General features: G+C 72.5%; 17 protein-coding genes. 6 read left to right on the top strand and 11 right to left on the bottom strand.

What is annotated here, in order from left to right:
- Positions 1 to 20: 20 nt before the first annotated feature.
- From CLV63_RS21700 to CLV63_RS21680, 5 genes are all read right to left on the bottom strand, one after another.
- The gene (locus CLV63_RS21700) at positions 21 to 1,547 is read right to left on the bottom strand and encodes a replication initiator (RefSeq protein ID WP_245928968.1); all 1,527 of its coding nucleotides are present in this window, start codon (positions 1,545 to 1,547) and stop codon (positions 21 to 23) included.
- A gap of 271 nt (positions 1,548 to 1,818) precedes the next feature.
- A complete protein-coding gene (locus CLV63_RS21695; RefSeq protein WP_106585008.1) occupies positions 1,819 to 2,196 on the bottom strand; it encodes a hypothetical protein in 378 nt (125 codons plus the stop codon).
- Positions 2,197 to 2,216: 20 nt separating this feature from the next.
- Entirely contained in the window at positions 2,217 to 3,068 is an 852-nt protein-coding gene (locus CLV63_RS21690; protein ID WP_106585007.1) for a radical SAM/SPASM domain-containing protein, read from the bottom strand.
- 106 nt (positions 3,069 to 3,174) lie between these two features.
- Positions 3,175 to 3,486 (bottom strand): hypothetical protein, encoded by a 312-nt coding sequence (locus tag CLV63_RS21685; RefSeq protein ID WP_106585006.1) that lies wholly within the window; start codon positions 3,484 to 3,486, stop codon positions 3,175 to 3,177.
- Positions 3,486 to 3,752 (bottom strand): hypothetical protein, encoded by a 267-nt coding sequence (locus CLV63_RS21680; RefSeq protein WP_146165629.1) that lies wholly within the window; start codon positions 3,750 to 3,752, stop codon positions 3,486 to 3,488. Before CLV63_RS21680 ends, CLV63_RS21685 begins: the two co-directional genes overlap by 1 nt.
- A gap of 127 nt (positions 3,753 to 3,879) precedes the next feature.
- Here CLV63_RS21680 and CLV63_RS21675 point away from each other — a divergent pair, with 127 nt between their 5' ends.
- The 4 genes from CLV63_RS21675 to def all read left to right on the top strand — a co-directional run bounded on the left by CLV63_RS21675 (position 3,880) and on the right by def (position 7,216).
- Entirely contained in the window at positions 3,880 to 4,686 is an 807-nt protein-coding gene (locus CLV63_RS21675) for a helix-turn-helix domain-containing protein (RefSeq protein ID WP_106585004.1), read from the top strand.
- Positions 4,676 to 4,861 carry a DUF397 domain-containing protein gene (locus CLV63_RS21670; protein ID WP_106585003.1) on the top strand — a complete coding sequence of 62 codons (186 nt, stop codon included), beginning with the start codon at positions 4,676 to 4,678 and terminating at the stop codon, positions 4,859 to 4,861. Before CLV63_RS21675 ends, CLV63_RS21670 begins: the two co-directional genes overlap by 11 nt.
- Positions 4,862 to 5,307: 446 nt before the next feature.
- Positions 5,308 to 5,691, top strand: a complete 384-nt coding sequence (locus CLV63_RS21665) for a hypothetical protein (RefSeq protein ID WP_106585002.1) — start codon at positions 5,308 to 5,310, stop codon at positions 5,689 to 5,691.
- 847 nt (positions 5,692 to 6,538) lie between these two features.
- Positions 6,539 to 7,216 (top strand): peptide deformylase, encoded by a 678-nt coding sequence (gene def, locus CLV63_RS21660; RefSeq protein ID WP_106585001.1) that lies wholly within the window; start codon positions 6,539 to 6,541, stop codon positions 7,214 to 7,216.
- Between the two features lie 94 nt (positions 7,217 to 7,310).
- On the opposite strand, the gene CLV63_RS21655 is transcribed toward def, so the two are convergent.
- From CLV63_RS21655 to CLV63_RS21640, 4 genes are all read right to left on the bottom strand, one after another.
- Complete coding sequence (locus tag CLV63_RS21655; protein ID WP_106585000.1) at positions 7,311 to 8,708, bottom strand: erythromycin esterase family protein; 1,398 nt, start codon at positions 8,706 to 8,708, stop codon at positions 7,311 to 7,313.
- A gap of 209 nt (positions 8,709 to 8,917) precedes the next feature.
- Positions 8,918 to 9,346 carry a DUF3592 domain-containing protein gene (locus CLV63_RS21650; RefSeq protein WP_106584999.1) on the bottom strand — a complete coding sequence of 143 codons (429 nt, stop codon included), beginning with the start codon at positions 9,344 to 9,346 and terminating at the stop codon, positions 8,918 to 8,920.
- A gap of 73 nt (positions 9,347 to 9,419) precedes the next feature.
- Positions 9,420 to 9,857 carry a DUF3592 domain-containing protein gene (locus CLV63_RS21645; protein WP_106584998.1) on the bottom strand — a complete coding sequence of 146 codons (438 nt, stop codon included), beginning with the start codon at positions 9,855 to 9,857 and terminating at the stop codon, positions 9,420 to 9,422.
- A gap of 73 nt (positions 9,858 to 9,930) precedes the next feature.
- The gene (locus CLV63_RS21640; protein ID WP_106584997.1) at positions 9,931 to 11,142 is read right to left on the bottom strand and encodes an MFS transporter; all 1,212 of its coding nucleotides are present in this window, start codon (positions 11,140 to 11,142) and stop codon (positions 9,931 to 9,933) included.
- Positions 11,143 to 11,490: 348 nt separating this feature from the next.
- Here CLV63_RS21640 and CLV63_RS21635 point away from each other — a divergent pair, with 348 nt between their 5' ends.
- Positions 11,491 to 12,039 carry a hypothetical protein gene (locus tag CLV63_RS21635; RefSeq protein ID WP_245928967.1) on the top strand — a complete coding sequence of 183 codons (549 nt, stop codon included), beginning with the start codon at positions 11,491 to 11,493 and terminating at the stop codon, positions 12,037 to 12,039.
- A gap of 165 nt (positions 12,040 to 12,204) precedes the next feature.
- Entirely contained in the window at positions 12,205 to 13,008 is an 804-nt protein-coding gene (locus CLV63_RS21630) for an NYN domain-containing protein (RefSeq protein ID WP_106584996.1), read from the top strand.
- A gap of 139 nt (positions 13,009 to 13,147) precedes the next feature.
- Here CLV63_RS21630 and CLV63_RS35050 read toward each other — a convergent pair whose 3' ends face one another.
- Together CLV63_RS35050 and CLV63_RS21620 are read right to left on the bottom strand one after the other, a co-directional pair.
- Positions 13,148 to 13,615, bottom strand: a complete 468-nt coding sequence (locus tag CLV63_RS35050) for a GNAT family N-acetyltransferase (RefSeq protein ID WP_106584995.1) — start codon at positions 13,613 to 13,615, stop codon at positions 13,148 to 13,150.
- Positions 13,616 to 13,668: 53 nt separating this feature from the next.
- Positions 13,669 to 14,436, bottom strand: a complete 768-nt coding sequence (locus tag CLV63_RS21620) for a phosphotransferase enzyme family protein (protein WP_342751422.1) — start codon at positions 14,434 to 14,436, stop codon at positions 13,669 to 13,671.
- Between the last annotated feature and the right edge of the window lie 240 nt (positions 14,437 to 14,676).

Raw genomic sequence — 14,676 nt, 5'->3', positions numbered from 1 at the left:
TTTTTCTTTGTGCTGCCGCGCTATTCATCGGTGAGCGGGCACCATTCGGCCATTTCGGCTTCGCGCCGCAGAAGGTCGCGGTACTCATGAAGGGCGTCCTCATACTCGCGCGCCATCATCCGCGCAAGATCGGCATCCGTAGCGTGGGTGTAGCCCCGCCCGGCGTAAGAGAAGTCGCCCACCACCGCCGCACCCGCATCTGTCGCGGTGTGCCACACGTCGGGTTCCCCGGAGGCCGAGCGCTGTTCGGCCCGCCAGGTCCGGCGCGCGGCCCGCAGCGCCCCCAGCGTCACGCTGTAGCGGCGGCTCTTCGTGGCGAAGTGGCCCCGGTAGCCGAGCGTGTGAGCCCAGGACCGCAGCTTGAGGTCGGCGAGGTCGGCGCGCCCGCCCAGGTCCCACGCCGTTTCGACCAAGGTCGCGAGGTGGCGGCCGACCTTGCGACGCAGCCAGGTGCGGTGCAGGCGTCGGAACCGCGAGGCGAGCGCCCCCGAGGCCCCCGCACTGTCCGACGCGGTTTTCGTCGCGTACTTCGCGAGGTAGGCCGCCACCCGGCGTGTGTCACCCGCAGGTCCGCCCGCGCTCACGTCGGAAACGTCGAACTGGCTTCCCCACTGGGCGACCCGCAGCCTGCCGTCCGGCGAGGGCAGCGCCACCGCCGCAGCACCCACCGCGCGCCGCACCGCCGAGGAGAGCAGGGCCGCCGTCGCCCACGAGGCAGGCGCAACGATCCCGCCGTTGGGGTCGGCGCCGTCGAGGCGGATCACCAGGTGCAGATGCACCAGGCCGCGCTTCTGGAACTCCGAGACTTTCACGTAGGAGACGCGGAGGAGGTCGCGCACACCCGAGGCAGTCACAGGTGCCCCGGTCGCGGCCGAGGCCAGCGGAGCCAACGCGCGATCGATCCCGATCCGGGTCCGCCGCCACAACTCGCCCGCGTGGGAGTTCCACAGCACCGCGCCCGCGTAGTCGTAGCAATCCGCGCACAGCGGGGTCCCCACCACGGGGTGAGCGGTGTCGTGGACCAGGCCGCAGCCCGCCGGCCGCCCATGCGCGCAGACCCGAGCCCTTCCGGAGCGCGGACGACAGACCGCTCCGCCCCGCGCGGAATGCACGGGACCGAAACTCGGCGCGGTCAGCGTCACGAACAGCCTTGGGTGCGACTCGACCGTCGAGGGCACGACGGAGCCCGCCGTGTCCGCCCGCGCGCCCGTATGGGTACCCGACGAGGTCGCCGTAGACCGCCCCTGCAAGCCGGAGGCGACCACGTGCCACATGTCGCGCCGGTACGTCTCCGCACACGAGGCGCACACCGAGGCCCGCCGGTCTCCGCACGCGATCAGCAGAGTGCCGTCCGGCTGATCACCCGAGGAGAAGGAGGCCGACACTTCCCCCGTGGACGTGTCCACCGCCGAAGCACACCCGGTCACCCGCACCGGACGCGCGCAGTACCGCACCCGCTCAACCTGGCGACGCCACGCCGGATAGTCCGCACCCGAGACCCGATCCGACATCGCCCGCATACCGGGGGACAACTCGGTTCCCGTCACGCCCGCACCTCCCGCACCGTCGAAAACACTTTCTAGTACGAGGATGCCCGGAGAACGGCAGGATGCGCGGTCAGAAGGGCGTCGAATTCTCGTCGCCATACCACACCGAAACAACCGGCAATGGAACCGACCAGGCTGGAAATGCGCTTCAAAGTTTCGGACGCCCTGAATCTCGAATTCGGGCGAGATTTACCCGACCTTTTCGAGTCCGGACACGGCGGAGCCCCCGGAACGCGGACGTTCCAGGGGCCATTGGTGCGCACCACGCGGGCTAGTCGTCGGCGGGGCGCTTCCCGATGTGTACGAAACCGCGTTCGTCGTCCCACCACGGGCCCTCAAGCACCGCGCCCAGTGGCAGGAAGTCGAGCCGTGTCCCGGTCGGCACGGCCGAGCCCGCCGTCGGCTCGTCCAGCACCACCAGGACGGCGGTCCGACTCTGCGCACTGTCCGAGGCTGGGATCTCCACCACCCAGGGCAGCACCGCCGCCGGAACGTCGCTAGCGAGTTGGGGCACACCCCCCACGTAGGACACGTAGCGCACCGCGAACCCCAGGGACCGCGCGACCTCCGCCGCGAAAGCGGGCGGGGATGGCGGGCCGCTCTGCGACACGTGGTGCTGGCGTGCGGGCCGGTTATTGTGATCGGTCATACGGGTGTCCCTCTCATTGATCATTGGTCAGGTGCGCATTCGGAGGGTTCGCAGCGGCGCGGCTGGCAGAACCCCGTGGACGCACCCGCGGCCGTCTCGATCTCGCCCGCTGCCTTGCGCATGGCAGGCCCGTAGTAGATATCGGGCAGCGGAGCGTCGCCGACATGCGCGACTTCCAGCCATCGCGCCAGCGTGCACGGGGTCACGGTACCGGTGGACAGCACGGCCATACCGCCGTTTCCGCAACCTCCGCAGAGCTGTCCCATGTCCCGGCCGCCGCACCCGGTCGCCCCGCGCCCCAGGCCCCGCACGTCGTCATCGCCGATACGCGGCACACCGAGGTTGACCAGGACGTCGCGGGCGGCCCGAACGCGCTGGGCGTCGTAGACGCGCGGGATGGCCGCACGCACCGGGATACCGCGCCGCCGTGCTTCGGCGATGTTGGACAGCGTCCGCGTATAGGTCGGCCGCGCGGTGATGCGGCGGTGCTCCTCGGGGTCGTCGGAGTACCACGAGGTGGCCAGCCGCACCCCTGGACGGGAGAACGCCGCCCAGTGCCGTTCGGTCACCCGGACCAGGTTGGAGTACACCTCGATGTGCGCGATCCCGACCGCCACCGCGTGGTACACGAGCTGTTCCAGGTCCGGATGCAGGGTGACCTCTCCGCCGATGAACTGGATGCTGCTGATGCCCGCCCGCGCGGCGTCGTCCAGGATCTGAGCCCAGTCGTTGAGCGACAGAGTGCCGTGGGTGCCCTCAGGGCCGGAGTTGTTGTAGCAGTGGACGCAGTTGAGCTGGCATTTCGTCGTGATCTCCAGCCACAGCATGTCCAGCGGCGGCGTGGCCGTCGTCTCCAGTGAGATGGCGGTCATGGTTCCTCGTTCCTGTCGGTAGGAGGGCGCCCCGGCACGAAGAGGGAGGGGTACCAGGGCGCCCGGACCGGGTCGTGCGGCCCCCGCAGGCGCACGGAGCACAGGGCTACAGGGAAGCCAGCGCCCGGCGGACCGCACCGTCGAGCACGCCCGCGCACAACTCGCATGTCTTGGTGTGGTGCTCCACCGCCGCCGCGTGCTCGCGCATCAGGTTTCCGAAGGCTTCCGGCGTGGTGCGCACGTGCACGACCAGTCCGCGCCCGTCCGGGCACAGCATCGGCAGCGACGCGCAGAACACCCCGTGGACCACGACCGCACGGTCGGAATCGGTGGTGCGGAAGATGTTCCACCCGCGCGGGCCGAACTCACGCGCGAACGCGGGGAAGGGATGGCGCGGGGACACCGGACGCTCGGCCATCACGCGGCCACCTCCCGCATTGCCAGGTACTCACGGATCACACGGCAGAGCTGCGCGTGGCTACCGATCTCAGCCAGGACCTTTTCAGCCGTCGCCCCCGAGGCTGCGGGTCGCGCGCCGTCGAAGGCCGTCCCCGCGATCGGGTAGGCGATGAATTCCGAATGCTGCGGGAGCCACACGCAGCGCCATCCTGGGGCCATCTCTTCCACCCAGCGCGCCAGCTCCACCGAACCGGCCACCAGCGTGGTTCTCGTGTAATCGCTCATGTGCTCACGATGGACGCAAGTCAACGTCAGCACTAGGTTTTCCGAACTAGGGAAGTTCATCCCATTCGCTCATGAGTGTTCGACATTGCCGGGCGTAGAGGTTGAGTGAGTGTGATGGAATCTGAGCATGGAAGCGAACGGGCGTTTCGGCCGGTCCATCTCAGACGCACGCAAGCGGTTGGGACTCACCCAGAAGTCCCTTGCCCGCGAGATCGGCATCAGTGCTGGTCACATGTCGAATCTCGAAACCGGGAGACGTTCCCCCAGCTTTACGGAGGTCCCCGCGCTGGACACCGTTCTGCACACCAAGGGCCGTCTCATGCGGCTCTGGGAGGAGCTGACCGATTCGGGCGACGCGGATTTTCTCGACAAGTTGGCGCTACTTGAGCGGTCGGCAACGTCGATCCTGGCCTATGAGGTGAACCTCGTACCTGCGCTTTTGCAGACAGAGGAGTACGCGCGGACGATCATTCGCGCTGGCGCTCCCTGGTTGAGTGTTGCTGACGTGGCCACGAAGGTTCAGGACAGGATCAAGCGCGGCGAGTGGTTCGGGGCCTCAGAGACTCCGCTCATGCACGTAGTTCTGGACCATGGGGTGATCTCCCGCGTGGTCGGCTCAGGTGCGATCATGGACGCACAGCTACAGAACCTTGTGGAGTTGGCGGACTCGGAACGAATCGTGCTTCAGGTGATTCCTCCTGACGAACTTCGGCATCCTGGACTCACGGGGTCGCTATGGGTGCTGTCGTCTGCGGACACACTCGACGTGGCGTATGCGGAGAGTGTTCACACAGGGCAGAACGTAGATGACCCCGCGCACGTCGCGCGTTACCGGTTCCTGTTCGGAAGGCTGCAAGCTGTGGCGTTGCGACCGGGCGAGTCGGTACAGCTCGTACGTGATCAGATTGAAAGAGTGAAGAGCAATGGCACGTGAGACGACGTGGCACAAGTCCAGTTACAGCGGAGCTACGAACAATTGCGTTGAGGTCGCCGAGAGCAGTCGGGGCGCGTTGGTGCGTGACACGCAGAGCAGGGAGCGCGGACACCTGACGTTCGGCGCCGAGGAGTGGACGGCGTTCCTGCACCACGTGCGAGCCGAAGCGCGGTAGTTCCCGCCCAGCCGTCCCCGGCACAGGGGCGGCAGCGTGGCCGATGCTGCGGTGAGAACTTTCCCTACAGGATCAAGAGCCCCGGCCGCGCTACGCGCGGCCGGGGCTGAAACGTCAGCGCGAAGGGTCGGCGGACAGCGCTCCTAGCGGCTACCGCACTGCGCGCGGCCTCCTGCGTCGGCCGTGCTCGCGCGGGGCCGCGTCGCGCCGCCCGCCTCACGTCGGCCGTGCTCGCGCGGGGCCGCGTCGCGCCGCCCGCCTCACGTCGGCTGCACGGGCGCCCCGGGCGCGCGCAGCGCGGAGGGAGAGACCTGCCCCGCCGTGTCAGATCACCCGCGTACCGGTCACGTTCCGCCCGGTCCCAGGCAGGCACGGCAGAGCCGACTCCGGCGCGGCCACGGGTGAACCCCGACGCGAACGCCAGCGCCCCGGTAGCATCGGCGACCATGGCTGACAACGTGCGCCCCATCAGCAGCGCGACCACAGCGAAGGCCCGCGCCCAAGCCGAGGCGCACCGAATCGGGCGATGGGCCGAGCAGATCGCCGCAGAGCTGAAGACCATCGGCGCCGTTGTGCTGGCATGCGCCGACGAGGCCGAGCGCGAACGCGCCCGCAAGGCCGGACGCAGGGCCGGGCGAATCATCGACCGGCGCGTACGTACCAAGATCCTGCCCGACGGGCGCGTCGGAGTCTGGGACACCGAACGCGGCAGCAACCCCCTGCAAGCGCGCCTGGACGAGCAGCGCGCCAACCGGGCCATCAGCGAGGCACTCGCGAACCGTCCGCCGCTCCTCAGCACCGAGGACCCCGAAGGCGACGGTCCGCAGTGAAGCACCGGACGGCCGGATCTGTACACGTCCGCACCGCACGGCGGGACCCGAAGATCGGGGCCTTGTAGGGGAAGACGCGGTGGAGCCCGAAGGGCCCCTACGGCTGGACGAGCGTAGCGGCCCCGATCTCCCGCCGTGCGCCGCTCCCGAGCCCAGATCCGTCCACCCTCCCCAGCGCGGGACCGCCCCGGAGCGGCATCGAGCCGCACCGTTGCGGAAGCTGCCCGTCGCGGGCCACCCGGTATCAGCCCAGTTCACCGGCCCCAGTTGGCCCGTGTATGGCCCGCACCCCGCGCATACGGACCTCTACACACGCCCTCCCGTGCCACACCACCGCCGAGGAGACCCCCGAACGATCGATGTCCGTGCAGGTCAACGGCATAGTCTGTGACATGGGAAAGGCGCCGGTCCCGATCGACCGGCGCCTTTCACCTACTTGAACGCGCCGTGGTGCTTCGCGCCGCTCGCGCTTCGCGCGGAGCGGCAGCCTTGGGCATCGCCGGGGTGCAGGGGGGCGTGGAACGCACCCCCGCCACAAGCGCGAGACGCACCGAACACCACGCCGGAGCCTTCCCGCACGTCGTGCATCCCCACGGGTCCGTGCCCGGGGCCTGGCGGCCGAGGCGCTTCGCGCCGCCGAATGCTCCGCAATCGCGACGGCGACCAACCCTCTGTCCGCCGGATGCTCCGCACACTCCTACTGCGCACGCTTCGCGGAGAATCGCGCAGCGAGGGCTCGCGGCGGCCGGTGCGCGGGCACACTGCGGGGTTGGGCACACTTGGGGTGGGGCGCGGCCGGGTGCGCGCACCCCGCACCGCAACCGAACCGGGGAGAGACGAGACACCGATGTCCGAGCAGCACGCGTCCGAGCCGCCCGCGGAGCCCAGGGTCTTCGTGCAGGGGCGCGAGGTCGATTCCTACCCCCGGTACGCGCCGGAGGCGGCCCGCGGGCGGTACCTGCGGGTGACCGAGGTGGGCGAGGAGGTGCTGCACCGGCGCAACGCCGACGTCGCCGCGTTCGGCACACCGGAACTGGCGCGCCTGGTCGACGACCTGTTCCACACCATGTACGTGTGCGAGGGGGTGGGGCTGGCCGCCAACCAGGTCGGGGTCGACGCCCGGGTGTTCGTGTTCGACTGCCCCGACGACGACGGGGGCCGCCACGTCGGCCACGTCTGCAACCCCGTCCTGGACGAGCGCCCCGCCGGGGGCGGGCTGGACCTGGACGAGGAGGGGTGCCTGTCCGTGCCGGGCCCCCACGCCGAGCTGCCGCGCGCCGAGACCGCCACCGTGCGCGGGTTCGACCGCGACGGCGCCCCGGTGGTGCTGGAGGGCGCGGGGTACCTCGCGCGCTGCCTCCAGCACGAGACCGACCACACCTACGGGCGGCTCTACATCGACCGGTTGGGCAAGCGCGAACGCAAGAAGGCCCTGAAGCAGATGAGCGAGATGCGCAACGACGTGTTCGCCCGCCGGGAGGAGACCGCCGCCAAACTCGCCGGGGACCTCGGCTCGCCGCCCTGACAGGCCCCGCCCCGCGGCGTCCCGGGGCGGGGCCCGCCGGCGGTGGTCACCGCCGGCGGGTCCCCTCAGCGCCACCGCGCGCGGCCGCCCGCCCTCACGGCAGGAGCCGGGCCGCGCGGACGCGGTCGAGGTGGATCACGATGTCGTAGGACCTGCGCAGCGCCACCGTTGCCAGCGGGCCGTCGGGGCCGGGGAACGCGGCGCCGATGCCGAAGGTCGGGCGGGCCTCGCCCGCCCAGGCGCGCGCCGGTTCCGCCAGGGTGCGGGTGTCCAGGATGTAGGCGGGGTGGCGCACCGCGGCGAGGACGTGCTCGTTGCTGCCCGGCGCGGCGGGGCCGACCGCGTGGCGGGTCAGTTCGGAACCGCCGTCCGGGTAGGCGTTGAATGCCCCCCGGTCGAAGGTGAAACCGGCGTTGACGAAGCGCTCGCCCAGCATGTCGCGCAGGAACGCGCCCTGGAGTTCGGGCTTCGCCGGGGAGCCCGGGAACTCCGATCCGGTCCACTCGTAGCCGACGTGCCCGTTGTGCGCCGAGAGCATCATCTTGTGGCCGGTGCGTTCGTGCCACCAGACGGTGTTGTCGGCCATCGCCTTGTCGCGGTGGCTGAGCACCTTCGGCAGTTCCGCGGGGTCGGCGAGGTCGAACGCGTACATGGTGTAGGTCTGGGAGACGACCCTGGCGTAGTGCACGGCCGTGTCGAACGCGTCCGGATCCGCCCCGGCCCCGGCGCGCTCCAGGCGCGCCAGCGCCCGCTCGGCCCGCTTGCCCCGCTCGGTGCGCTCGGCCAGCGGCCGGTCCGGATACGCCGCGGTCCACGCGGTGTAGTCGGTGTCGGGGCGCAGCCCCGCGTAGAGTCCGGCGATCTCGGGCAGCAGGGCGGGCTCGTGCTCCCGCAGGTAAGCGGTCACCCGGTCGAACAGTTCGGGGCTGGGGTAGTCGATGTCGTTCCCCATGAACTGGACCTTGTCGGCGGGGTGGCGCTCGTTGTACTCGCGCATCCAGGTGAACAGGTCGCGGTACTCGCGGGTGTTCCACATGGGGTCGTCGCGCATCAGCGCCCGCAGATCGCCCTTCCCGGTGCGCACGTAGTCGTTGAACCGCAGGCCGGCGCCCACGTGCAGTTCCTGGCCGAAGGTCGTGAAGCCCTTGTCCCGGACCAGGTGGCGGAACGCGCGGTGCTTCATGGTGAAGAACTCCCGCGAGCTGTGCGTGGCCTCGCCGAGCGCGACGACCGGGGCATCGCCGACCATGCGGCCCAGCGGCCGCAGGTCGTGCAGCGGCCCGCCCGGTGCGGTGGAGCGCAGCGGATGGGCGTGCTCCTCCAGGGCCCCCACCACGGGGTCGGTTCCGGCCTCGGCCGGGACGGGGTGGGCCGCCCCCGCGGTGGCGACCGCCGCGGCCAGGGCGAGAAGCGGGACCCGCCACCGGAGGCCGGGTGGAGGGGTGCGGCCCGCGGGGGCTGCCGCGGACCGCGCGGTCCTCGTGTGCGTCATCGGTTTCCGCCTCTGTGCGCTGGGGTCGTGGGCGGGTCCAACGCTAGGAGCGGCGGGGCGCCCGGGCACTGGGCGTGGGTACCGGGCCGGGGTGGGCATAGGTGTACCTCGGTCCGGGGGCTGCCGGGGCCCGGCGCGGCCGAGGTGCCGCAACGCCGGGGGCCGCCCCCGCGCAGAGGCAGGGCGCCTGCCCTCCGGCCGGACCGGCCCTACCCCAGTGTCACCACCGTGATGACGGCGGCCGCGAGCAGGGCCACGCAGCCGCCGACGGTGAACACCACCGCGCCCGCGATCTGGCTCACCGACTCGATGATCTCGGCGCGCTCGGGGTCGTCGGGGTCGTAGGCGACGGTGACCTGGCGCCCGCGGCGCATCAGGTTCGGGGAGGTCGACACGGACTGCTCGGTGTGCACGTAGCGCCCGTCCGCGGTCGTGAACTCGAACGTCGTCGCCCTGGTGTTGTTGCCCGACATGCCGCTCGACCCGGTGACGCGCCCGGGTACGCGGATGCCGCGCGAGCGCAGCGCCATCACCCGGCGCAGGGTCGTGATGCCCAGGGTCAGAAACACCGACCCCAGGATCAGCGGGATCCAGATGAACATGGTGTCTTGGAAGAAGGCGGAGATTTCGGCGAGCATCGCGGTCCTCGGCAGAGCGTGGGGGGAGTCGACGCCGCACACCCTAGCGCCGCCTCCCTCCGCGCCGCCGGACCTAGCCCAGGAGCCGCGCCAGCGCGACGGCGCCCCCGATCAGGAGGGCGGCACCGGCCGCGGCGAAGGCCAGCCCTCCGGCGAGCTGGGTCACGGCCTCCACGACCTCGGCGCGCTCGGGGTCGCCGGGGTCGTAGGCGACCGTGACCGCATGCCCGGCGCGCAGGCGGTTGGAGGACGACGACACCGGCTGGGTCGTGTGCACGTGGCGCCCCTCCACGGTCGTGAACTCGAAGGTCGCGGCGCTGGAGGTGCCGCCCTCGCTGGAGGTGCTGATGCGCGCGCCGGTGATGCGCCCGGGCACGCGGACGCCGCGCGAGCGCAGCGCCATCACCCGGTACACGGTCGTGCCGCCCATCGCGAGGAACAGCGCTCCGACACCGCCCAGGAGCCCGATGACCGCGGTGTCCTCGGCAGCGGCGGAGAGGTCGGGCAACATCGCAATCCTCTACATGGGCGGGGGATCCGGCACCGCACACCCTAGCGCCCGACCCCCCGCGCCCCCGCGGGGCTCAGTGCCGGGCGCCCACCGGCTCCCGGTCCGCATCGGGCGCCGCCCGGACGGGGGCGGGCGCCGCGGCCGGGCGGCGGCCCAGCGTCCCCGCGGCCACCGCCAGGCCCAGCCCGGCCGCGGCCAGGCCCGCACCCACCAGGTTGGGGGCGGCGAGCCCGTACCCGGCGCCGATCACCAGGCCGCCCAGCCACGCCCCGTTGGCGTTGGCGATGTTGAACGCCGAGTGGTGCAGCGACGACACCAGCGACGGCGCGTCGGCGGCGACGTCGAGCAGCCGGGTCTGGAGGATGGGCACCGCGGTGGAGCCCGCCAGCGCCAGCAGGAACACGCCGGGAACGGCCAGGTAGGGGACGCTCACCGCGTAGTACATGGCGAGCAGCGTCGCGGCCATGGCGGCGATGGCGGTGTAGAGGCTGGGCAGCAGCCGCCAGTCGGCCAGCCGCCCGCCGAGGAAGTTCCCGGCGGTCATCCCCAGCCCGTACACGGCGAGGATGAGGGTCACCGAGGACGGCGCGAACCCGCTCAGCTCCGTCATCATCGGGGTGATGTAGGAGTAGAACGCGAACATCCCGCCGAAGCCCACGGCGCCGGTCAGCAGCGCCAACCACACCTGGGTGCGGCCCAGGGCGCCCATCTCGGCGCGCACCCCGGCCCGGCCGGCGGTGTGCTGGGAGGGCACCGACACCGCGATGGCGGCGAGCGCGGCCAGGCCCACGGCGACCACGATGACGAACGCGGCCCGCCAGCCGAGCTGCTGGGCGGCCAGGGTGCCCAGCGGCACCCCGATGATGTTGGCGATGGTCAGCCCGGACATGATCAGGGCGATCGCGCGGGCCCGCCGGTCGAAGGGCACCAGTCCGGCGCCTACGACGGCGGCGACCCCGAAGAACGCGCCGTGGGGCAGCCCGCTGAGGACGCGCGACGCCAGCAGCACCTCGTAGGTGGGGGCCAGCGCCGAGGCCAGGTTCCCGGCGGTGAACACCGCCATGAGCCCCAGCAGCAGCGTCTTGCGGGGCACCCGGGTGGCCGCCACGGTCAGCAGCGGCGCGCCGATCACCACGCCGATGGCGTAGCTGGAGATGAGGTGGCCGGCGGTGGGGATGGACACCCCCAGCGCCGACGCGACGTCGGGCAGGATGCCCATCGTGACGAACTCGGTGGTGCCGATTCCGAATGCGCCGATGGCGAGAGCGAGCAGAGCGTAAGGCACAGGGCGCTCCATGTGCGGACAGTGGCGGCTGGATGGTCGGCTGCGCCCCTGACAGGGGCACACGGGAATGGCCAACGCATGGCCGGGCGGGATTTCATTCCGCCTGCGCCCCGCACGTCCCGTGATGTGCGTCTCGGCGGTATCTGTGCAGGTGAGGGGGGTATTGGGGGAGGGTTGCGGGGGTCACCATCGCGCCCGGCGCGCCCGGTGCGGGCGGGCGGCATCGCGGCCCGGTCCGGGTGCCCGAGCGCGCGCACGGCGCCGCCGCCGGCGCGCGGCACGAGGGCGGCCTCGGCGGGGGACCCGCGGCCTCCGATCGCGCCGGCCCGGGGCCGGTAGGCTTCCAGCGTGGCCGACGACGGGGGGACGCAGGTGGGCGGCAGCGACGCGGGCACGGAGGTCGCCGCACTGTTGGACGCCGTCCCGCTGTTCGCCCCCGAGGGCACCGCCGAGCGCGGCCGCATCAGCGCCACCACCACCGCGCCCGGCGCCGCGGCGCCCGACCGGGTCGTGGTCGACTTCGGGTGGCGCTCCAGCGACGCCCGCCTCGACCTGGAGATCGCCACCCGCCGCGTCATCGGCGACGGCGGCGACCCCGCCCGGCAGCTGCGGCTGCTGTGCGCCGAGCGCGACTTCATGGAGGCGCGGGCGCGCGGCCGCGCCGACTGGAGCGACCCCCCGCGCCACGGCGCCGCCGACTACTCCAGCACCCCCATCGCCATCGACGGCCGCCCCCACACCTTCACCGTGCTGTCCTCGCCCGGGGCGTGGACGGCGTGCGCGCATGTGCCCGGCGGGTTCGCCGTGCGGCTGTTCGCCCCGGCCCCGCCCGCCGGCCTGGCGCTGCGCCGCATCACCGACACCGCCGACCTCGAACCCGCCCGCGGCCAGGGCTGAGCCGCACCCCCGCCCACCGGCGGGGTTGAATTTCCGGGCCGGAAATTGCCATCGTCGGCGCGCAACGGGGGGCGCACGGCCCCACCCACCCCTGCGAGGCGGCCATGACCATGGACCTGCGATTCCGCGCGGACGACCTCGGCGACGGCACCGGCGCCGCAGCGCATGAGCACCGCACCCGCCGCCGGCACCGCCGCGAAACTGGCGGTGCTGATCGACGCCGACAACGCCAATCCCGCGGTCGCCGAGGAACTGCTGGCCGAGGTCGCCAGGTACGGCACCGCCCACGTCAAACGCGCCTACGGCGACTGGACCGGCACGCGCCTCAAGAGTTGGAAAGACCAGTTGCTCGCCCAGTCCATCCAGCCGATCCAGCAGTTCGCCTACACCACCGGCAAGAACGCCAGCGACGCCGCGATGGTCATCGACGCGATGGACCTGCTCTACTCCCAGCGGTTCGACGGGTTCTGCATCGTCTCCAGTGACAGCGACTTCACCCGACTGGCCGCCCGGATCCGCGAGTCCGGCCTGGCCGTCTACGGTTTCGGGGAACGCAAGACCCCCAAGCCGTTCGTCGCGGCCTGCGACAAGTTCATCTACATCGAGAACCTGCGCACCGGCGCCGCCCCGGCCGTGGCCAAGACGCCCGACCGCGCATCGGCCCTCCGGTTGAAGAGCGACACCGCCCTGGTCACCCTGCTGCGCCACGCCGTGGAGGCGTCCTCCGACGAGGACGGCTGGGCTCATCTGGGCGCCATCGGCAACATCATCACCAAGCAGCGCCCCGACTTCGACGCCCGCACCTACGGCTACGCCAAGCTCAGCGAGCTGTTCGCCGCCACCACCCTGTTCACCCTGAACCGCCGGACCCCCGGTGATGGCAAACCCGCCGACATCTACGTCCGCGACAAGCGCCGCACCGACACCACCGCCAAGCAGCCCCGCGAGGCCGACACGGCGGAGGGGTGAATGCGCAACCCGCACCGGAGGGGCCGTTCGGCTGCCCGCACCGGTGCGGGCAGCGGCTGCGGGGCCGCGCCGGCGCAGCGCGATGCGCGCGGGTACCTGCGCAACGGCGGGCGGCACCGGGCCCCCGCCGCTCGCGCGTTCAGGGGACGGTGCGGCGGTAGGTCTGGCGCGATCCGCCCTCCGGGCCCGGGTCGGCGGGCTCGGCCGGGGTGAAGCCGAGCCGCTCGTAGAACACGCGCGCGCCGCTGGCCGCCGCGCCCGGGTGGTCGGCGCCGAAGGTGACCACCTCGATGCGGCCCGGGCCGTGCACGAAGCGGCGCTGCGCCTCCGCCATCAGCGCGCGCCCCACCCCCGTCCCGCGCGCCCGTTGCGCCACGACCAGCCAGTGGACGCGGTAGACCGGGGCCTGGGCGCCGAACAGCAGCCCGCCCAGCAGGTCCGGCGCCGCAGGGGAGGCGGCGACGAGCGCTGCGCCGGCGCGGATGTGCTCGTGGAGCGCGCGGTGGAACCCGGGTTCGGCGACCATCGGGCCGAACCACTGCTCGACCTCCGCCGCCAGGCCCAGGAGCCCGGGCACGTCGTGCGTCCCTGCCGGTCTGACGATCACCCGGGCAGTCTGGCAGAGCCGCCACGCCCGCCCGCGGGGCAGCGATGCGCGGTTCAGGCCAGCAGCGCGGCGGTGAACGCGGCGCGGTGGGCGTCGATGTAGTCCGCCGCGGGCCCCCAGTGGTCGGCGTGGCCCTGGGCGTGCAGCCGCGCCCACGGCTGGCGGCCGGTGCGCGCCCCCTCCATCAGCAGGTCGAACATGCCGCGGACGTGCTCGGCGGTGCGCGCCGCGAGGCCCGCCCGCTGGTCCCGGTCGAGCCCGTAGCCCTCGGCGAGGGCGCACAGCCGCTCGGCGTCGCGGCCCGGATCGCCGCCGGGGCCCAGCGGCACGAAGCCGTGCGCCGCGTACCCCAGGTCCCACAGCCGCGACCCCGGCCCGGCCCCGTCGAAGTCGATGAACACCCACCGGTCCTGGCCGCGGACCAGGTTCCACGGGGCGAGGTCGTGGTGGCAGACGAGGTCCGCGCGGTCCGGGGGGATGGCGACCGACCACGCGGCGCCGGGCGGCGGGGTGAAGGAGGCGGCCGCGTCGTGCAGCGACCGGATGAGCGCGCCGACCCGGTGCAGCTCGCCGGGCGTCATCGGGGGCAGCGTGTCGGCCATGGGGCCGGGCACGTACTCCAGGACGTGGCGGCCCTGGGCGTCGCGGCCCCGGGTGCGCGGCGCACCGGTGAACCCGGCGGCGGCGAGGTGGTCGAGGAACGCCTCCACCGCGGGGGTGGCGGCGGTGGCCGGTTTGCGCACGGTCGCGCCCACCCGCACCACGGCGTCGCTGACGTTGCCGCCCGCCAGTGGGACCTCGGCCTCCTCGGAGCGCACCACCGCCCGCCTCCTCATTTCTCTTTTCCCGCCGCCGGTACCGCCGCCGGTGCCCGAGTGGACCACATCGCGCGCCCACCGGCTACCGGTTTTCTTCGGGCGCGGCGGCTCGCGCGCTCTCGCCGCCCGGCGGTGCACCGACCCGGCCCCGGCGCGGCGCGCGGCCGCGGGACCCGTTGCGCCCGATCCTTGGGGAACAGGCCGGACCAGTGCGTTTGGAGTCAGATCGTAAAGCGTTGTCGC

It is taken from the genome of Murinocardiopsis flavida, assembly GCF_003014485.1.
Classification (GTDB): domain Bacteria; phylum Actinomycetota; class Actinomycetes; order Streptosporangiales; family Streptosporangiaceae; genus Murinocardiopsis; species Murinocardiopsis flavida.
Note: the sequence above shows the minus strand (reverse complement) of the source record. Positions and strands in the feature narration are given on the sequence as shown.